The organism is Roseibium sp. (assembly GCF_965276855.1).
Lineage (GTDB): Bacteria > Pseudomonadota > Alphaproteobacteria > Rhizobiales > Stappiaceae > Roseibium.
The window spans coordinates 2,790,008-2,808,207 of the sequence record NZ_OZ255700.1 but is presented as its reverse complement, the minus strand read 5'-3'; the positions used below and the strand labels follow the sequence as shown (position 1 = coordinate 2,808,207).

Sequence of the window (18,200 nt, the reverse complement as noted above, 5' to 3'; positions counted from 1 at the left end):
ACCACGGAATTACTAGGCAGGCACGCCATCCATCTCAATGGATCACCGTGCGAGCTGCGGTCTCAGCGTTGTCAGGAGTGCCGGGTCATTTCGAACCCGCGCAATGATCATGCCTCCCTCAAGAAGTGCCAGAGCTGACAAGGCCTCTGCCTTAATCTCTTCTTCTGACCGATTTTGGGCCCATTCGGTTCTGCTCAGGCTCACGGTCATCCACTCTGAAACACGGTCAAAAAACGACTTGGCTTCAGAGACAACACTTTCCGGAAGCCCCGCGGATTCTGCTGCCAGAATTCCGCAAAGACACATTTGCCCATCTGAACCAAGCGCGGAGACAAACAGGCCGTGAAGCTTTTTAACTATTTCAGACGCGGTCACTGGCCCGTCTTCAGGATCACCGAGCGCATTTAAGAAACGGTCCGTATAGCGGCGCGCCACCTTCGCGCCGAGATCTTCTTTCGTCGGGAAATAATAATGGACACTTGAGCTCTTCACCCCAACGCCGGACGCCAGGTCGCGGAAACTCACACCGTTATAGCCATTCTTGCGAATGAGGCTCTCGGCGAGGTCCAAAATTTTTCCTTCTGTTTCGGCAGCATTCCGGCTCATAGCACCCTCAGTATCTATCAATCAGTAGATAGGCCTTGACACAAGCTTCTGCAATCCCGATATCCCGGTCATCGTATTCTACCTATCAGTAGATAGATATCATGGAGAAGCTGAAATGACAGAGACCGTAGCAATCATTCAAGGCGGAACGTCCGGCATGGGCCTTGCAACTGCGAAACGGCTGGCCGCCAGGAACGCGCCTCTTGTTCTCATCGGGCGGAACGCGGACAAACTCTCAACCGCAAAGGCAGAGATTGAAGCTGCATACGAGGTCAATGTTCAAACATGGCAAGCTGATGTGACCGATCAAAACGACGTTGCTGAGCTTGTTGAGCGTATTGAAGATCTGCAAACACCGATCGGATATCTGGTCAATGCAGCCGGTGCCTTCAGCCCAAAACCGTTCCTCGATCACTCACCGGAGGACTACGACCTCTATCACGCCTTCAACCGCGGCACGTTTCAGATCACTCAGGCCGTTGCGCGGAAAATGGTGGAGCGGGCAGCCGGATCTATCGTCAATCTCGGCTCGATGTGGGCACACCAGGCTGTGAAGGCGACGCCGTCTTCCGCCTACTCCATGGCAAAGGCCGGCTTGCACGCTCTCACACAGCATTTGGCCATGGAGCTTGGAGATTATGGGGTCCGGGTTAATGCAGTTGCCCCGGCTGTTGTCGAAACGCCGATTTATGGCGCGTTTATCCCGGAGGACCAGATCACGCAAACTCTGCAGGACGGGTTTGACGCCTTCCATCCGATCGGACGGATCGGCACGGCGGACGATGTTGCCGCGACCGTAGACTTTCTGCTCTCCGATCAGGCCGGTTGGGTGACCGGAGCAATCTGGGACGTTGACGGCGGTGTCATGGCCGGCCGGTGCTAAGCGTCAACTGAAACACAAAGGGCCGCCCAAATCGGGTGGCCCTGTTTTTCAGATCGCTTCCACATAATACCAGCGGCCGGATTTTTTCCGGAACCGGCTGTTTTCCCGGTGGGTGTGCAGCATGCCGCCGGATAGATACTTCGCCTCGAAGAGCACAGTTCCGTCGCGATCAACTTCGCTTCCTTTGCCGGTCTCAAGAACGCTCAAGCCCGTCCAGTGGTTTTCCGACGCCCATCGGGCCGTCGCCGCAAAATCGAACCCTGCCTGATACTTAGGCCAAAGTGTCTCTTTCAGATACGCGATGTCCTCACGCACATAAGCCGTGTAACGCGACCGCATCAAAGCTTCTGCGGTCTTTGGGGCTTGGCGTCCCTCCAGATAAGGACCGCAACAGGTCGAAAATGCTGCTCCGGATCCACACGGGCAATCCGTATCCGCCATGTCCAAATTCCGTTCCTGTTCTCACTCTCAGCTGCAGTCTCTATCACCGCCTGTGACAGGACGCTATGCTGCTCCCAACTTGATCAGATCAACTGCGGCGGCGGAATGAAACTTGCGACGTTTAACCTGGAATCCTTTGGGACAGACAAAGTGGATGAAGATCTGCTCGCGCGGCGGATCGACGCTCTGAGGCCAAAGCTTCTGGAGCTCGAAGCTGACATCTTGTGTCTTCAGGAAGTCAACGCCCAAAAAATCAAGGGCCAATCCAGCCGGCAGTTTCACGATCTGGAGCGTCTGATTGAAGGCACACCTTATCAGGACTTCTCCCTGTCCGGCAGCTTGCGTCCATCCGGCAAAGGGCCTGGCGACCGGCACAATCTTGTTGTGCTCTCGCGGTATCCGGTTCTTTTGGGAGAGAGCCTTTACCATCGTTATGCGGAGCCCCCATTGTGGCGGCCTGGAACCGCCAATCCTGGATATGACGGGCCACAGGCAACCGCTTTCGACCGGCCGGTTCAGCAGCTTCAAATCGATATTGGCACAGGACGCCCCTTACACGTGTTCAACGTGCATCTGCGCGCCCCGATCGCGGCCCAAATCCGGGGCGGGAAAGACGCGGAGCACAATTGGGCCTCTGTCTCTGCCTGGGCAGAGGGGTATCATCTCTCGGTCTTGAAACAGACTGCGCAAGCGCTTGAACTTCGTCTTGGGGCGGAGGCTTTGTTCGATCAGGATCCGGACGCCCAGATCATTCTGACCGGCGACTTCAACGCGACCGGCGAAACCCGGGCGCTGCGGCTATTACGCGCCGATCCACACGATACCGGCGTTCCGGACCTTGGCTACCGGCAACTTTATCAACTGGACGCAGCCCTTCCTTTGGAGCAACGGAAAACCGTGCTTCACAAGGGCCGGGCCCAAACCCTGGATCATGTGCTCGCGAGCCGCTCAATGACAGACCGGGTTGCGCACATCAAGGTGTTCAATGCGGCTTTGCCGGATGAGATCCTTGAAGGTGACAACCCGGATTATGCCGGCTCCTACCACGCTGCAATGTGCGTGGACTTCGACATGTCGTAAGAGGTTCGGTTATTCGTTTGCCAACGACTGAATATACCCGGCGAGATTGGCAATCTCGATGTTGCCGAGTGTCATGTTTGGCATTTGCGGGTGGGGGTTGGCGAGAAAGGTCGCCAGTTTCTGTGCATCCCAACTCTGATCCTTGGCCATGTCATAAAAACTCGGCAACGACACACTGGACGCCGTTGCCTGATCGTTGGAGACGAGATGACAGGACGCACACCATTGAAGCGCCAAGTCTTTTCCTGCAGCGACATCGGCCGCGAACGCCGACGACAGAGGAGTGACGACCGCTAGGCTCAAGCCCAAAACGAGCGCTCGAAAACCTCTCCGCCACATTTTGGACCGTTCAACCATTTTCGCTCTCTCCACATCTCAATCACGGTTCGCAGTCTGTCTGACCGAACCGGCCTCTTCCTTGTCCTGCATCAAATCATGCTCATAAGCCTGTCTGCAACTTTTCAGAAAACCCCATTGCCGCGTCCGGCATCCTCGTCCACAGTCTGGAGTTGAGGAAACATAAAAACAATCGGAGATCCGGATGATTCACCAAAGCCTGATCCGTGCGGCAACGGCAGTGAGCCTGAGCTTTGCGCTGGCCATTGGCGCAGGCGCGCCGACACTTGCTCAAGAAACGCCGATCTACTCCGGAAAAGACCGGTTTCATCCTGTGACCGCCGTCAACGGCATGGTGGCCAGCCAGGAAGCCGTCGCCACCCGGGTAGGCGTCAGCATTCTTGAAAAAGGCGGCAACGCCGTCGATGCAGCGATCGCGACCGGTTTTGCACTGGCAGTGACCTTGCCGCGTGCCGGCAACCTTGGTGGTGGCGGCTTCATGATGATCCACAAGGCTGACACCGGCGAAACCGAAGCGCTGGATTATCGGGAAAAAGCGCCAGCGAGCGCAACGCGTGACATGTTCCTGGGACCAGACGGAGAACCGGACAACGACAAGTCCCGTTTTTCGGGCTTGGCCATTGGGGTTCCAGGCACGGTGGCCGGCTTTGCGGCTGCATTTGAAAAACACGGCAGCGGAAATGTGACGTGGGAAGACCTGGTTGCACCTGCAATTGCGCTCGCAGAAGACGGCATTGAAGTAACACCGGACCTCTCGGCCTCACTGGCGGCCCGCATCGCCCGGCTGAGCAAAGACCCGGCAACGGCAGCCATCTTCTTCAAGGCCGGTCTGATCCCTTATGTGCCCGGCGAAACACTGAAACAGACCGATCTGGCAGCAACGCTGCGTTTGATCGCCGACAAGGGCGCTGCGGGGTTTTATCTGGGCGATGTTGCAGAGAAGATCGCAGCAAAGGTTCAGGCGGCCGGTGGAAGCATGACAGCTGCCGACCTTGCCGACTACAAACCCGTCTGGCGGGATCCGGTGACCGGCAGCTATCGGGGATATGAGATCGCCTCCATGCCGCCTCCGTCCTCCGGCGGCGTTCACATCGTGCAAATCTTGAACATGCTGGAGGCCTATCCGATGGCCGATTTCGGCCCCAACTCTGCCGATGCAATTCATGTCATGGCCGAAGCCAAGCGCCGCGCTTACGCCGACCGGTCCAAATATCTCGGAGATCCGGATTTTGCTGAAGTTCCGGTAAAGGGCCTGACCGATCCAGCCTATGCAGCAAGCCTCGCAGAAACCATCAATATGGAGACCGCCACCGATTCAAAGGACGTTGCACCTGGCAACCTCATTCCCTACGAAAGCAATGAAACGACGCATTATTCCGTTGTCGACAAGGACGGCAATGCAGTTTCGAACACCTACACGCTAAACTTTTCCTATGGCGTTGGTCTCACCGCCGACGGCACCGGCGTTCTTTTGAACAACGAGCTGGACGATTTCTCCGCAAAACCCGGCGCACCGAATGCCTATGGGTTGATTGGCGGAACAGCGAACGCGGTCGAAGGTGGCAAACGGCCCCTATCTTCCATGAGCCCGACACTGGTGTTCAAGGACGGCGACCTGTTCCTTGTCACCGGCTCGCCGGGCGGCAGCCGGATCATCACGACAACGTTGCAGGTCATCCTGAATGTGATCGACCACCAGATGAACATCGCCGAGGCAACGGCCGCACCGCGCGTCCACCATCAATGGTTTCCGGATGAAATTCGAATTGAAGAAGGTTTGTCCCCGGACACGATCCGGCTTTTGGAAGCGCGTGGCCACAAGGTCGAGGTCAAGAACGTGATGGGCTCAACTCAATCAATCATGAAAGTGGGCGGTCTTCTAGCCGGTGCTTCCGATCTACGCCGGCAGGGCGCACTGACAGCTGGCCACTGAAACAGGGTTGACGGAGACCGATGACATTTCATCGGTCTCATCGCTCCGGTCCAAGCTGCTTCTGCGGAATTAATTCGGCTCTGGTGGATAACGGCGGTTGATTGTGCTGTCGCTGTCGAGATCCTTGAGGTGCTGAAAGAAACTTTCAGCTGCGACCGCAAGGAAAGAAACCAGCAGGACGCCAACATAAGTCGAGTGCTCCAACAGCTCAGCCCTGTCGCCAACGACCACATCGAAGATTGCAAACCCAAGAAAAACGGCGATCGACACTGCAATCGCGAGGTCGGTCCGGTAGGCAACACCCGGCTGGTTTTTGACAAGCCGGATCCCGGCCACCAAAAACAAAGCGGCCGCAAAAAACTCGACAATGCCCGCGAATATGAGCGTCGCCGTTACGAAACCTGGATCGATGTCCAAGCGATCAAAATACATGGTGAACTTTTCGACGCGGTGATTGCCCCACCAATGGACAAACCCAATGTCCTGACGGGCAAAAAATTTATCGAGGCCGTTCAGAAGCCAAAAGCAAAACCAGAAAGCGATCACGACGGCGGTAACGGGTTGGCGCAAAATAGCCATATCTATCTTCTGTCTTGAATGTCGGAACTATCGTCAATTCATACAGGGCGAGTCCTTGAAAACTGGTTACACTCAACGCGCAAAACCGGTCCGTAAATCCACTTATCAAAGATCGCTGAAGACAAACCGATCTATTTCTGAGGCTGTTTCGCGCCGCGAGAGACAAGGTCTGCAAATTGCTGATCTAGTTTGAGGCGCTCTTCGGCAGTCATTTCCGGCCAGATGATCTGAGCGCCGACAAAGGCAGCGTATTCAATTTTCGCAATGCTGTTTGCAGTGGCATCATCCAGCCCTTGCGCAAGATACAACTGAACAATGAACTGGGTTCGGAGATCATCGACCTCGCGTACGGTTTGCCGGGCCGTCTGGTTGATCTGCGCAAACTGGCGCATGGCACGGTCCAGGTCATGATCGAGTTGAGCCGCCTTCAGTGCCAGCGTGCGCGCCTGGTCTTCGGGCGCACTCGCAAGCGTTTCTTCGGCAACATCAAGTGTGTTTTGTTTCTTCCAGGCATGAGCCAAAGCGGTCAGGAAAGCCTGATGATCCTTGAAGTGATGGTAAAAAGAGCCTTTGGTCCGTGACGCCGTCTGGCACAACGCATCGAGGGTCAGCCCCCCGATGCCCTCTTTGACGAGTTGCCCAAATCCGAGCGTGATCCAGTCCTCTTTGCCGAACCGTTTCTTCTCGCTCATAGGCTCCCACCCAACACACCGAGAATGACGATCGGCAGGAACAACCACCCTTGCGGCATATCCTTAAATGCTTGGTTCTTGAAGACCGGGACGGCTAGGCCGAGCACGCAGTAGCAGAATGTCAGTATGGTTGCCACCCACCCGAGATCCGTTCCGCCAGCATAGAGCGCCGCATAGCCGAACATCCCGGCAATGACTGCCAGTGTGATGGTGACGATGTGCCAACAATAGTAGGTCGTAAGTTTGGGAACTGGATGCAGCCCGGGCGCGTTCAAAAGCGGCTCGGCAATCGCCCTGCCTCCCAAGAAGGTATGGATCAGGCACACAATGGCGGCCAGTCCTCCAGCACTCGCAAAATAAACGTTCATTTCAATCCTCGAATTTACATACCATACTTTATGGTATGTATTGATATTTGAAATAGCAAGTGACAATTCCTGTGCCTTTCAAAGGAGCACAAAGTCACAAAAAAAACAGCGGAACCTGTTGGTCCCGCTGGAAAAGTCACTGAAGCAGTCGCAATCGCGTCTTGGGACGAAATACTGACAATTTCGCCATCCGCAGTTTGCACATGTAGATTAGTGGCCGGGCAATAACGCTAATATAAAGTTGCAAGACTTATTTGTTTCAATCATAGGGAAAATTGTCGCAAACAATCAGCGCAACAAAAAAGCCAGCTGCTTTTCTGCAACTGGCTTTTAGCACCGTTCGGTGAAATTGGAGCGGGCGATGGGATTCGAACCCACGACCCCAACCTTGGCAAGGTTGTGCTCTACCCCTGAGCTACACCCGCATAGTGTGCCAACTCGGTGGCGGCTGCCTCGTCGTTGGTGGCGCAGTATATGAACTAAGCCGAAACAGAATGCAACACCGAAAATGCAGAAATTTTTTTAGCTGTCTTTTTGTGGATTTTACAGCTTCGACACCCGCAAAAACGGCAGAAAATAGCCGCTCCGTGCGAAACACTCGCCTTGCGGATCAGCATCAAAACACGCTAGAGAGCTGGAAACAGTCAAATTTTTTCAGGAAAAGTCATGCCAGCCACCCGCGACGAGCTCATGGGCTTCTTTCAGGATCTGGGGATCTCTGTCACCACTGTGGATCATGATCCGGTGTTCACGGTCGCCGAATCCGGCGACCTGCACGACCGCATTCCAGGCGGCCACACCAAGAACCTGTTCGTCAAAGACAAGAAGGGTCGGCTGTTTCTTATAACCACCCTGCACGATGCCGACATTGATCTGAAGAAAGTGCATCAGGTGATCGGAGCTCAAGGACGGGTGTCGTTTGGCAACGCTGACCTTTTGATGGAAGTGCTTGGCGTTGAGCCCGGGTCTGTGACCCCCTTTTCGCTGATAAATGACCGGGAGGCACAACGTGTCACGCCCGTTTTTGATGCAGCGATGATGGCACATGACGTCCTGAACTATCACCCGCTGAAGAATGATGCGACAACGGCGATTTCTTCCGGCGACCTGATCAAGTTCGCGAAGGCCTGCGGACATGATCCGCAAGTGCTGGCAGTCAGTGCGCAGGCACAGGCAAGCGAAGTGCAGGGTTGAGAATTGTAATCCGATTGTAGCCGCGCCATGTTAGGTGCGGTTTTTCCAGCGAGACGGCCAACAAGGCCAACGTTCACAGCAGCCGAACAGCAAGAGGCAGATTAATGAGCAACGGCGACTACAGCATTGGCGGTCAAGTCGGTGGCGGTTTCGGCGCCAGCATGGGTGGCGGATATGGTGGCCAAGGCGGCGGTTTCGGCGGCGGTGGTGGCAACGGCTCTGGCGGCGCGCCGGATGGCGACCTGATTTTCGACGTCACCACACAGACATTTATGGCTGATGTGATGGAGGCCTCCCGCCAGCAGCCGATACTCGTGGACTTCTGGGCGCCTTGGTGCGGCCCTTGCAAGCAGCTGACACCGCTGATCGAGGCCGCTGTGAAAGCAGCTGGCGGCACGGTGAAGCTTGCCAAGATGAACATTGACGACCATCCGGAAATTGCCGGCCAGATGGGAATTCAATCCATCCCGGCCGTGATTGCCTTTAAGGACGGTCAGCCGGTCGACGGCTTCATGGGCGCTCAGCCGGAAAGCCAAATCAAGGCGTTCATCGAAAAGCTGGGCGGCCCGGCTCCTGCCAATCCTGCCGAAGCTTACCTGGAACAAGCGAACGCGTTATTGGCCGATAAGGATTACGGGCAGGCCGCTCAGCTGTTCGGGGCATTGATGCAGGCGGAACCGGATAATGTTCAGGCCATTGCGGGACTGACCCAGTGCTACCTCGGGGCCGACGACCTGGAACGCGCCAAACAGGCACTGGAGCTCGCACCGGAAGAAAAACGCACGGATGAAGCTTATTTGGCAGCCAAAGCTGCTGTGGACCTTGCCGAACAAGCCGCATCCCTTGGAGACTTGGCTGGTTTTGAGGAGCGCATCGCCCAGAATCCGGACGATCATCAGGCCCGCTTTGATCTTGCGCTCGGGCTGAATTCAAAGGGTGCCAAAACAGCGGCAGTTGACCAGCTCATAGAGATCGTCCGCCGCGACCGCGAATGGAACGAAGACGGCGCCCGCAAACAATTGCTGCAGTTCTTTGAGGCCTGGGGTTTCAAGGATGAAGCAAGTGCCTATGGCCGGCGCAAACTGTCTGCCGTGTTGTTTTCTTGACGATAGGCCACTCGCGCCACACATACCCAGTTATGCGGTACAACCGCACAAAGCGGTTGGTCGAGAACAACAACACAAAGGCCCACTCATGCAGGCTGGTAACGCCATTTACGAGACGATTGCTGATCTTCCTCCGGTCTTGCCTGTGTTCCCCTTGTCCGGCGCGTTGCTGCTTCCCAGAACGCAGCTTCCGCTGAACATTTTTGAGCCGCGCTACATCGACATGATTGATAGCGCCTTGGCGGGCAACCGTCTCATTGGGATGGTGCAACCGTCGGGACGGCAGAACACGAAAGACACGGATCAACCCTTGCTGGAAGGAGTCGGCTGTGCGGGTCGTTTGACCGGGTTCCAAGAAACCGGCGACGGCCGGTACCTCATCACACTCCAAGGTGTGACACGGTTCCGTGTCGCGCAGGAACTGACCGCATTGACGCGCTTTCGGCAGGCGGAAGTCGATTTTGCTCCGTTCGCTGCCGATCTCAGATGCGGTCAAGGCGAAGACGACGTCGATCGGAACGGACTTCTAACAACCTTGCGGGCTTATCTGGACGCCAACAATCTGGAAGCAGATTGGGACAGTGTCAAAGAAGCCGAGACGGAAGTTCTGGTAAACGCGTTGTGCATGATGTGCCCCTACGGTCCGCAGGAAAAACAGGCACTTTTGGAAGCGCAGGACCTCAAGACCCGCGCCGAAACCCTGATTGCCATTACCGAGATGGATCTCGCCAGGAACGACAATGACGGCGGCGCAACTCTTCAATAAGCCAGAACTGGCGGAAACTGGACAATGAACGAAACAACTGACCGGCCTATCGACCGGAAGCTATTGGAACTACTGGTGTGCCCCGTGACAAAGGCAACATTGGAATATGATGCGGAAGCGCAAGAGCTGATCTCCCGGACGGCCAAGCTGGCATATCCGATCCGAAACGGAATTCCGATCATGCTGCCGGATGAGGCAAGAAAACTCGAAGACTGAAATTGAAAAACCCGGGCTGAGACCCGGGTTTTTTGTATCTGCGCCTAGAAGCCGCGGAACATCGGCATCAAATTGTTCTGAATGATCATCTGAATGAAAATGATACCGAGCAGAAGAACCACAGGCGAAATGTCGACACCACCAAGGTCCGGCATGAAACGCCGGATGGGCCGCAACACGGGTTCAGTGAGGTTGTAAAGGACCTGCCCGATCATGCCGATGATCTGGTTTCTCGGATTGACGATATTGAAGGCATAGAGCCAGGAAAAGATCGCGCTCGCGATCACCACATAGGTATAGAGCTGCAGCGCGATGAGGATCACTGTGAAAAGGGCTGTCATTGTGCGGTCCGTTGCCTTTGGAAGCAGGTGTTGTTCTTCATGTAGCTTTCTGCACCGCTGCCTGCAACCCACTGTGCGCAGGCGGTTGGCAACCAAGGAGACTCTAGTCCCCGGTTACGCAGATGCGAAAATGCAACAGTCTGGCAAAACCCGACTCAATTAGCCTTTGCGTTACCGGTCTTCGTGCTATCTTCGCGCTCAACATTTTCCATACGTATGTGGGTCTCATGAAAAAAACCATTTTGCGCGCTGCAATGGCGCTCTTGGCCGGATCATTGCCAGGTTCAGCACTTGCGCAGGGCGGAAGCCTATCCGCTGAAGATGCGACGCGGCAATTCGTGATCGACCTCGGCGTCGGAGCTATGGTGAAGCCGCGCTATGAGGCCTCCGATTCCTATCTTGTTTATCCCTTCCCGTTGATTCAGATGGGGCGTTTCTATGTTCCCGGCCTCGGTCAGGTCGTTGAAGGCCGCGGACGGACTGGCGTGTTTTTCTATCCGTCCTTCGGATTTGTCGGTGAACGCAAAGCAAGCGATACGACTGATCTGACTGGCACCGACAAGATTGATTGGGCCTTGGAGCTCGGACTTGGTGGTGGTTTCCGGACCCAGCATTGGCGCGCATTTGGCGAGATCCGCCAGGGCATTAACGGCCACAATGGTCAGGTCGGTCAATTCGGTTTTGATGGAATCCTTTATCCGGGCGAGAAGTGGGAGTTGAGCTTCGGACCTCGCGCTGACTTTGCTTCTGGCAGCTACATGGACACCTATTTCGGCGTCACCTCTTCTGAGGCAGCCGCGAGCGGTGGCCAGCTGAGTGAATACAATCCGAGTGCTGGCTTTAAGTCAGTCGGCCTGGCAGCACGTGTCAGCTACGATCTCAATGATGATGTGCGCCTGCACCTTCAGGGCGGGTATGATCGCCTCGTCGGCGATGCCGCTGACAGCCCGATCGCAAAGGTCGGTAGCGAAAACCAATTCAATATTGGGCTCGGCTTTACATACCGGTTCGCGTTCGACGTATTCAAGTAACGTTGGCAAGAAGCTGGTACTGATTTGACAACACGGGGCTCTCACGGGCCCCGTATTTTGTTTCGTCATAAAGAAGGGAAACTTCCTGAAAGCTCTTTTGGCGACAGGAAACAAAAATCGGCTGAAGAATCCATACGAGAACTGATTTGACCTTGACGGTTACGTAAACGGCATGCTTCAAAGGGTCAACAGATGGCTTCGGCCTTAATCAATGGGAGAAAACACAATGTCCTTGGAACAACTCACCAACGATATCCGTGACAAGGTTTCTGGCGGCGGCATCGAAGAAAGCGTCAAATTCGACCTTGGCGATGACGGCACGATCTTTTTGCAGGGCTCTGAAGTCAGCAACGACAATGGCGATGCCGACTGCACCATCAAGATGTCCGCTGAAGACCTGGCTGACATGCTGTCCGGCGATCTCAACCCGACGGCCGCTTTCATGGGCGGCAAGATGCAGGTTGAAGGCGACATGAGCGTTGCCATGAAGCTTGGCAGCGTCGTCTGATTACATCTCTTCCCTAAGAAGCAGATACCTTGCAGCCGGTCTCTTTGGAGGCCGGTTTTTTTGTTGGCCCTATATAGAGGTCACCCAAAATGGCGAGCCGTCACCAAAGATCAAGCTCACCGTTTTCTTTCAGCGATTGGAACCACTCCTCAGGACTAAGCCCGATCTTGGCGTGCTTGACCATCGCTTCATTCATATCCGCCATGCCCTCGGTATTCGGCCAGGCCTCCGGCTGCCACAGCCCGGACCGGAAAACACATTTCGGACAGTGCATGAAAGCTGCGTGAACGTGAACGGCAAGAGCCAGCTTGGGAGGACGCCCCTCAACAGACAAGTCCTCAAGCAGCTTTGGATCGGTCGTCAACCGGCCTTCACCCCGAATTCGCAGGGTTTCTCCGCGCCCGGGGATCAGGAACACAAGACCAATACGCGGGTCTTTCAAAAGGTTATGGAAGGTGTCGAGGCGGCGGTTTCCGGGCCGGTCAGGGATCGCAAGAAGGCTTGGGGTTAAAACCTTCACAAAACCAGCCGGATCGCCTTTCGGCGAAACATCGACATGACCATCCGGATTGGCAGATGCGATAAAGCAGAACGGCGCTTTCGAAATGAAATCCTGACAAATCTCATCGAGCGCCGGCAACTCCTTTGCGGCGATCTGCGGTAAAGGGTGTCCGCAAACAGCCTCAAGTTCTTCCGCAGTGGCAATAAACCCGGAAAGAGCTTCGAACGGATCAGAATCAGACGGCATCAGCAACTACCCCAACCAGACCAGACAGCAGTATTACCCGCCGCTTTTAATACAATTGCGATGGTTTGTGGCGCCTTGATGGAAGAATGGGACAGCAGCATCAGCGGGCCTTGTTGGATGCGATCGCGGCATCGATGACATCGGCACCAATATCGTCCCGGAACATGTCCCAGACCGGCTTCATGATGGTGATCCATTCATCGCGCTGATCCGGGGTCAACTCCCGTACGACTCCGCCGTTTTCGATGATGCTTTGCTTGCTGTCTTCGTTGATCGCGTTTGAACGGGCGTTGTAGTCCTCAGAGACCTCGGTAAAGATCGTCATGAACTGGCTGTGCACATCTTCGTCCAGACTGTTCAACCACTCCTGAGATGTCACGGCGAGATAGGTCAGAAGCTGGTGATTGGTTTCCGTCGTACCGTCCTGAACTTCATAGAATTTCTGAGTCTGGATGTTGGACCAGGTGTTTTCCTGTCCGTCGACAACACCGGTTTGAAGGGCTTCAAAAACGTCCTTGAAAGCCAGTTTCCGTGCACTTCCACCCATGGCTTCGATCATGGCCACTGCAACATCAGACGGTTGGACACGAAATCTCAAGCCTTTGGCATCATCTGGCGCAATCAAGGGCCGGTTTGCGGAGAACTGCTTGAGGCCATTGAAAATATATCCAAGACCGACAAATCCGTAATCGGACATCGCACCAAGAAGCTCTTGCCCCTTTTTGCCTTCGGTGAAGGTGGTCACGGCATCCATGTTGGAGAAAACAAACGGCAAATCGAACACCCGGTATTTCAAGGTGTAGGCTTCGAATTTGGAAAGCGATGGGGCCGCCAGCTGGACGTCCCCCAACAAAAGCGCCTCCATCACCTGATTGTCGTCGAAGAGCTGCGATGATGGAAACACCTGCATACATGCAGTGCCGTCCATTTCCGCGTTTATCCGGTCCGCCAATGCGCTTGCCATTTCGCCCTTCGGATGGCCTTCGGCCGCAACGACATGACTGAACTTGATAACGATTTCGCCGTCATCACAGGCACCTAACGCATACGCAGCGCTGAACAAGAAGGAGGACAAAACCGCAGCGGTAAGGCCGGCGATCTTTATCATATGAGTTCCTCCCGGGTGTTCATGAATGGGCGTTACGTGTGTCGAACGGCCTCGACCCTAACCCAACGCCTCTTGCCGAACATTAAACACGCAGGAAGGAAAACCCTTTGTTGAAACTGCGATCAGTTCGGCTGAAGAGCACCGTTTCCGGTGTCGTGCCGGATCGACAGCGCCATCCCGCGCAGCTTATCCGGGTTCCGCATAATGAAAATCTGATCAATCAAGCCGTCCCCGCTGTATCCAAAATTAACGACTGAGACCAGTTTCCCGCCTTCATACAGCGCCAGACCTTCGATCCCGTTTATGATCCTGCGCTCCAGAGTTCCGCACGAGCCAACCCAAAGCCGCGACATGATCTTGGCAACGTATTTGGAGACATCTCGGCTGCCCGAAAGGATCCTGCCGAGGGCCGTCGCCTTGCCGCCACCATCTGACTGATATTGCACACCTTCAGACAACAGCCCGGCCAACTGTTCCGTCGAACCGGACATCACGGCATCAAGAAAGGCTGTCAGCATCTTTTCCTGATGCTCCGCTGACGGAACAAAACGCGCGCTCGGCCCCTGCACATGACGGCTTGCGCGGGAGACGAGCTGACGGGAGGCGGATTCACTCATTCCGAGAACACCTGCGACCTGTCTGTGCGATTGGCCGAACACCGAATGTAGCAAGAAAGCAGCCCGTTCTTTTGGCGACAGACGTTCCATCATGTGCAGGAATGCAATCGTGAGGGATTCAGCCCGCTCAATATCGCCTTCCGGTGTTTCACCGGCTTCAATATGAAGCGGCTCGGGGATCCAGGGGCCGACATAATCGACGCGCTTGTTGTGCGCGGATTTTAACAAATCAAGACACCGGTTGGTGCACGCGGTCGTCAACCATCCATCCGGATTCAGGATCGCGGCACCGTCGGTGCCCTGCCACCGCAAAAACGTATCCTGCACAGCATCTTCGGCATCCGCCCAAGAGCCGAGCAGGCGGTAGGCCAGCCCCAAAAGACGGGGTCTGGCCTGCTCAAATGTTTCGAGTTTCGATTGCTCGCTCATATCAGTAATTCGAGATCTGCACCCGATTCCAGAGGTTGATCATGCCGATCGCAGCGGTCAACAAGCTGATCTCCGCTTCGGTAAAGTGTTTTCTGAGTTCCGCGCGCAGCGGTCCATAGCTTTGCTCCGACTTCATGTAAGTCAGCGCTTCGGCATACGCCAAAGCAGCCTTTTCTTTCTCGCTGAAATCATCCACATGCCGCCAGACGATCAGACGTTCCAGGCGTTCACTGTATTCACCGGCTGCCAGTGCTTCCTTGATATGCATCTTCACGCAAAAGGCGCATTGATTGATCTGTGAAACACGCAGATCGACCAAATGTTGAAGCTTTGGATCCAGTCCTTCCTTGGCAAAGGACGCCGAAACGCCGCCGAGGGTCTGTGCAATTCCAGGGATCTGCTGGTGGTGATTTACAGGTGCAGTAGTCGCAGTCATTTGAAGTTCCTCATTCAGAACCTGAATTGGTTCCATACTCAAATGACGACCCAGCTTTGCCGCTTGTGACATGCTCTAAATTTTTTTCATCGCCTCACATGAAACCGCATAGATTTCAGCCTCTTACCCCGGCACCGGAGCGCGCTGGCGTTTGTCGATGGCGACACTCTTGATGAGGACCGTTACCGTTTTTCCAACTACCAGACCAAGATCGGCAACCGATGCCCGCGTGATCCGGGCACGGATCGTCTGCTCGCCGACGACGCAGAGAATTTCTGCATAAGGTCCGCTTTCTTCCGAAATGCTGCGGATCGTTCCCTTCAGCCTGTTTCGGATCGAAAGCCCTTTGGGAAATTCGGTCGCCAGCGCGACATCTCGTGCCCGAATACGCAACCGGATTGGCTCGCCTGGCGCAGCTCCAAGATCAGGGATCTGAATGGTCGCACCGCCAATGTCGATATGCGTCAGCCCCCATTCGCTGTCCGTGTAACTCACAGTGCCTTCCAGGAGCGCCCCGGCCTCATGCCGGCCGGTTGCCTTGCCAAGATCCGTTCTGGCGAGCATCTCGGCAACCGGTCCAAAGGCCGGTGTCTGGCCATCGGACAGGATCACCAAGGTCTGGGACAGGCGAGCCACCTCTTCGATCGAGTGGCTGACGTAAAGGATCGGGATCCCGGCTTCCGCGCAAAGGCGATCCAAATAAGGAAGAATATCATTGCGCCGGGCCTGATCCAGATTGGCCAAGGGCTCATCCATGATCAAAAGCCGCGGATCCGACAGCAGCGCCCGTCCGATTGCGACCCTCTGACGCTCACCGCCGGACAGCGTTGTGGGTTTGCGGGCCAAGAGCGGCTGCAAACCCAATAGCTGCACCACCTCGTCCATCGAGCGTGTCGTTTTCCGGCGCCCGGCCCAGCGCGCATAGGTCAGATTGGAGCGCACACTCATGTGAGGAAACAGGCGCGCATCCTGGAAAACATGCCCGATCCGCCGGGCCTGAACCGCAAGATTGATGTTCTTGTCTGCATCAAAAAGCGTTGTGCCGTTGACGGTAATCCGGCCGGATACCGGGCGGATAAGACCGGCAATCATGTTGGTGAGGCTTGTTTTCCCAGCGCCCGACTGACCAAACAGGGAGGTGACGCCCCCCTCGCTTTTGAACCGTGCAGTCAGCGGCAGCGCACCGACCTGGCCCTTGATATCAACGTCAAGCATCCGCGCCTCCAAGACGTTTCCGGAGACGACGAGCGAGCAGTTCAGAGGCTATCAAGGCGCCGAAGGCGACGATGGTTGCGATGATGGTGAGGCGAAAGGCCGCCAAGTCACCGCTTGGGCTTTGGGTGGCTGTGTAGAGCGCCAAGGCGAGCGTTCGTGTCTCCCCCGGAATGTTGGAGACGAAAGTGATGGTCGCGCCGAACTCACCCATGGCCTTGGCAAAGCCGAGAATGGCACCTCCGAGAATGCCCGGGAGCGCAAGCGGCAACGTCACGGTCAAGAAACTGACCAGCCGCCGCGCACCCAGGGACCGGGCAGCATCCTCCAGTTTGGGATCCACAGCTTCAAAAGACAGGCGGATCGGACGGACCATCAGGGGGAAGGCCATGACCCCGGCGGCCAGCGCGGCCCCGGTCCAGTTGAAGGCAAACGTGATGCCGAAGGTGTCTTGCAGCACGGACCCAATCGGCCCATTCCGGCCAAAAGCAAGCAATAGAACATAACCGGTGACGACCGGTGGCAGGACCAACGGCAAATGTACCAGTGCGTTGACAACACCATGACCCGGAAATCTGTACCGGGCCAGGCCATACGCAACCATCACTGCAAGCGGCAGGGCCACAAGCAAGGCTGCTGCTGCAACCTTCAAGGTGAGAAGAAGCGCCTGCCATTCGGCGGGCTGAAGGGTGAGAAAATCCACGCGCGCTCAGATCGGTTTGCCGTTGGACCTTCCTCCTGGAAGGCTATTCTTCCTTATGGGTCACAAAGCCAAAGGAACGCAAGATCTTCACAGCTTCGGGACCAGTCAGAAAGTTCAGAAAGGCCGCCGCTTGCGGGTGATTGGCACCCGTCGTTAGCCCGGCTGGATATTCGATTTTTGGATGACTATCCGCCGGTAGTTCCGCGAGCACTTGAACATTCGGCTCAATTGCAGCATCCGTTGCATAGACGAGCGCTAGAGGCGTGTCACCGCGCGCCGCCGCGGCCAGCGCAACGCGAACGTTTTCCATCGGCGCCAATCGGCTTTCCACCGAGGGCCATAACCCAAGTGCTGTCAGCCCGGCCTTGCCATAGCGCCCTGCAGGAACAGTATCCGGGTCGGCAATTGCCAGCCGTCCGTCGCCCAGCCGCGCAGCAACTGCGTCAGCGGACAGATCCAATGGTTCGCTGTCCAGCGCGCCAGCCAAGACTAACCGGTTCGAAGCGATAACCGTTTCGCTTTCCGTCTGAACGGCACCCCGGTCCGTCAAGTACCCCATCCAGAGCGTGTCGGCAGAAACGAAGGCATCAGCGGGCGCGCCTGCCTCAATCTGACGCGCAAGCGTACCAGTGCCGGCAAATGAGAATGTCACCGGCACACCGCTTTCAGCTTCAAATGCCTCACCGATCGCCGCCATCGCCTCGCTCATGCTCGAGGCTGCAAAGACGGTCAGTGGTCTTTCCGCAGCAGCAACAGTAGTCTGAGCGAGCACAAAAACGGCAGCCACAATGAGGCTCAAGCGCACAGCAATGTCCTTTCGCTTTACAGCCTTTGCAAGGTACGTTG

23 protein-coding genes and 1 tRNA gene are annotated in these 18,200 nt (G+C 55.8%); 9 read left to right on the top strand and 15 right to left on the bottom strand.

Annotation, left to right across the window (positions count from 1 at the left end; all coding sequences use genetic code 11):
- Positions 1 to 42 precede the first annotated feature (42 nt).
- The gene (locus tag ACQY4Z_RS12895; RefSeq protein WP_133952604.1) at positions 43 to 606 is read right to left on the bottom strand and encodes a TetR/AcrR family transcriptional regulator; all 564 of its coding nucleotides are present in this window, start codon (positions 604 to 606) and stop codon (positions 43 to 45) included.
- Between the two features lie 115 nt (positions 607 to 721).
- Here ACQY4Z_RS12895 and ACQY4Z_RS12890 point away from each other — a divergent pair, with 115 nt between their 5' ends.
- Positions 722 to 1,489 carry an SDR family NAD(P)-dependent oxidoreductase gene (locus tag ACQY4Z_RS12890; RefSeq protein ID WP_428521847.1) on the top strand — a complete coding sequence of 256 codons (768 nt, stop codon included), beginning with the start codon at positions 722 to 724 and terminating at the stop codon, positions 1,487 to 1,489.
- Positions 1,490 to 1,537: 48 nt separating this feature from the next.
- Here ACQY4Z_RS12890 and ACQY4Z_RS12885 read toward each other — a convergent pair whose 3' ends face one another.
- On the bottom strand, positions 1,538 to 1,930 hold the full coding sequence (locus tag ACQY4Z_RS12885) for a YchJ family protein (RefSeq protein WP_428521845.1): 393 nt from the start codon (positions 1,928 to 1,930) through the stop codon (positions 1,538 to 1,540).
- 105 nt (positions 1,931 to 2,035) lie between these two features.
- Between ACQY4Z_RS12885 and ACQY4Z_RS12880 the strand changes: the two genes are divergently transcribed.
- Positions 2,036 to 3,010: an endonuclease/exonuclease/phosphatase family protein gene (locus ACQY4Z_RS12880; RefSeq protein ID WP_428521843.1), complete on the top strand. Its 975-nt coding sequence runs from the start codon at positions 2,036 to 2,038 to the stop codon at positions 3,008 to 3,010.
- 9 nt (positions 3,011 to 3,019) lie between these two features.
- Here ACQY4Z_RS12880 and ACQY4Z_RS12875 read toward each other — a convergent pair whose 3' ends face one another.
- The gene (locus tag ACQY4Z_RS12875; RefSeq protein WP_428521841.1) at positions 3,020 to 3,367 is read right to left on the bottom strand and encodes a c-type cytochrome; all 348 of its coding nucleotides are present in this window, start codon (positions 3,365 to 3,367) and stop codon (positions 3,020 to 3,022) included.
- Between the two features lie 184 nt (positions 3,368 to 3,551).
- Between ACQY4Z_RS12875 and ggt the strand changes: the two genes are divergently transcribed.
- Entirely contained in the window at positions 3,552 to 5,300 is a 1,749-nt protein-coding gene (gene ggt / locus ACQY4Z_RS12870) for a gamma-glutamyltransferase (RefSeq protein ID WP_428521839.1), read from the top strand.
- Positions 5,301 to 5,369: 69 nt separating this feature from the next.
- On the opposite strand, the gene ACQY4Z_RS12865 is transcribed toward ggt, so the two are convergent.
- The 4 genes from ACQY4Z_RS12865 to ACQY4Z_RS12850 form a co-directional block, all read right to left on the bottom strand.
- Positions 5,370 to 5,879 carry a hypothetical protein gene (locus tag ACQY4Z_RS12865; protein WP_209176358.1) on the bottom strand — a complete coding sequence of 170 codons (510 nt, stop codon included), beginning with the start codon at positions 5,877 to 5,879 and terminating at the stop codon, positions 5,370 to 5,372.
- Between the two features lie 131 nt (positions 5,880 to 6,010).
- Positions 6,011 to 6,571, bottom strand: a complete 561-nt coding sequence (locus ACQY4Z_RS12860) for a TetR/AcrR family transcriptional regulator (protein ID WP_428521836.1) — start codon at positions 6,569 to 6,571, stop codon at positions 6,011 to 6,013.
- The gene (locus ACQY4Z_RS12855; RefSeq protein WP_428521834.1) at positions 6,568 to 6,939 is read right to left on the bottom strand and encodes a hypothetical protein; all 372 of its coding nucleotides are present in this window, start codon (positions 6,937 to 6,939) and stop codon (positions 6,568 to 6,570) included. Before ACQY4Z_RS12855 ends, ACQY4Z_RS12860 begins: the two co-directional genes overlap by 4 nt.
- A 350-nt stretch (positions 6,940 to 7,289) precedes the next feature.
- Positions 7,290 to 7,364, bottom strand: a tRNA-Gly gene (locus ACQY4Z_RS12850).
- A 241-nt stretch (positions 7,365 to 7,605) separates the two neighbouring features.
- On the opposite strand from ACQY4Z_RS12850, the gene ACQY4Z_RS12845 reads away from it, so the two are divergent.
- From ACQY4Z_RS12845 to ACQY4Z_RS12830, 4 genes are all read left to right on the top strand, one after another.
- Positions 7,606 to 8,133: a prolyl-tRNA synthetase associated domain-containing protein gene (locus ACQY4Z_RS12845; RefSeq protein WP_428521832.1), complete on the top strand. Its 528-nt coding sequence runs from the start codon at positions 7,606 to 7,608 to the stop codon at positions 8,131 to 8,133.
- Between the two features lie 161 nt (positions 8,134 to 8,294).
- Positions 8,295 to 9,239 (top strand): thioredoxin, encoded by a 945-nt coding sequence (gene trxA, locus ACQY4Z_RS12840; RefSeq protein WP_306149367.1) that lies wholly within the window; start codon positions 8,295 to 8,297, stop codon positions 9,237 to 9,239.
- A gap of 88 nt (positions 9,240 to 9,327) precedes the next feature.
- Positions 9,328 to 10,005, top strand: a complete 678-nt coding sequence (locus ACQY4Z_RS12835; protein ID WP_428521830.1) for an LON peptidase substrate-binding domain-containing protein — start codon at positions 9,328 to 9,330, stop codon at positions 10,003 to 10,005.
- Positions 10,006 to 10,029: 24 nt separating this feature from the next.
- A complete protein-coding gene (locus ACQY4Z_RS12830) occupies positions 10,030 to 10,221 on the top strand; it encodes a Trm112 family protein (RefSeq protein ID WP_428521828.1) in 192 nt (63 codons plus the stop codon).
- A 44-nt stretch (positions 10,222 to 10,265) separates the two neighbouring features.
- Here ACQY4Z_RS12830 and ACQY4Z_RS12825 read toward each other — a convergent pair whose 3' ends face one another.
- Positions 10,266 to 10,562: a YggT family protein gene (locus ACQY4Z_RS12825; protein ID WP_420339405.1), complete on the bottom strand. Its 297-nt coding sequence runs from the start codon at positions 10,560 to 10,562 to the stop codon at positions 10,266 to 10,268.
- A 227-nt stretch (positions 10,563 to 10,789) separates the two neighbouring features.
- On the opposite strand from ACQY4Z_RS12825, the gene ACQY4Z_RS12820 reads away from it, so the two are divergent.
- The gene (locus tag ACQY4Z_RS12820; protein ID WP_428521826.1) at positions 10,790 to 11,593 is read left to right on the top strand and encodes a MipA/OmpV family protein; all 804 of its coding nucleotides are present in this window, start codon (positions 10,790 to 10,792) and stop codon (positions 11,591 to 11,593) included.
- A 226-nt stretch (positions 11,594 to 11,819) separates the two neighbouring features.
- On the top strand, positions 11,820 to 12,101 hold the full coding sequence (locus ACQY4Z_RS12815; protein ID WP_133952617.1) for an SCP2 sterol-binding domain-containing protein: 282 nt from the start codon (positions 11,820 to 11,822) through the stop codon (positions 12,099 to 12,101).
- Positions 12,102 to 12,201: 100 nt separating this feature from the next.
- On the opposite strand, the gene ACQY4Z_RS12810 is transcribed toward ACQY4Z_RS12815, so the two are convergent.
- From ACQY4Z_RS12810 to modA, 7 genes are all read right to left on the bottom strand, one after another.
- Positions 12,202 to 12,849, bottom strand: a complete 648-nt coding sequence (locus ACQY4Z_RS12810) for an MSMEG_1061 family FMN-dependent PPOX-type flavoprotein (protein ID WP_428521824.1) — start codon at positions 12,847 to 12,849, stop codon at positions 12,202 to 12,204.
- A 100-nt stretch (positions 12,850 to 12,949) separates the two neighbouring features.
- On the bottom strand, positions 12,950 to 13,957 hold the full coding sequence (locus ACQY4Z_RS12805) for a DctP family TRAP transporter solute-binding subunit (protein WP_428521822.1): 1,008 nt from the start codon (positions 13,955 to 13,957) through the stop codon (positions 12,950 to 12,952).
- Positions 13,958 to 14,079: 122 nt separating this feature from the next.
- Positions 14,080 to 15,003, bottom strand: coding sequence for an RNA polymerase sigma factor SigJ (gene sigJ, locus ACQY4Z_RS12800; RefSeq protein ID WP_428521820.1), 924 nt, complete (start codon positions 15,001 to 15,003; stop codon positions 14,080 to 14,082).
- Between the two features lies 1 nt (position 15,004).
- The gene (locus ACQY4Z_RS12795; protein ID WP_055671903.1) at positions 15,005 to 15,439 is read right to left on the bottom strand and encodes a carboxymuconolactone decarboxylase family protein; all 435 of its coding nucleotides are present in this window, start codon (positions 15,437 to 15,439) and stop codon (positions 15,005 to 15,007) included.
- Positions 15,440 to 15,562: 123 nt separating this feature from the next.
- The gene (gene modC / locus ACQY4Z_RS12790) at positions 15,563 to 16,654 is read right to left on the bottom strand and encodes a molybdenum ABC transporter ATP-binding protein (protein WP_428521818.1); all 1,092 of its coding nucleotides are present in this window, start codon (positions 16,652 to 16,654) and stop codon (positions 15,563 to 15,565) included.
- Positions 16,647 to 17,354: a molybdate ABC transporter permease subunit gene (gene modB / locus ACQY4Z_RS12785; RefSeq protein ID WP_422020408.1), complete on the bottom strand. Its 708-nt coding sequence runs from the start codon at positions 17,352 to 17,354 to the stop codon at positions 16,647 to 16,649. Before modB ends, modC begins: the two co-directional genes overlap by 8 nt.
- Before the next feature lie 43 nt (positions 17,355 to 17,397).
- Positions 17,398 to 18,159, bottom strand: a complete 762-nt coding sequence (modA, locus tag ACQY4Z_RS12780) for a molybdate ABC transporter substrate-binding protein (RefSeq protein ID WP_428521815.1) — start codon at positions 18,157 to 18,159, stop codon at positions 17,398 to 17,400.
- Between the last annotated feature and the right edge of the window lie 41 nt (positions 18,160 to 18,200).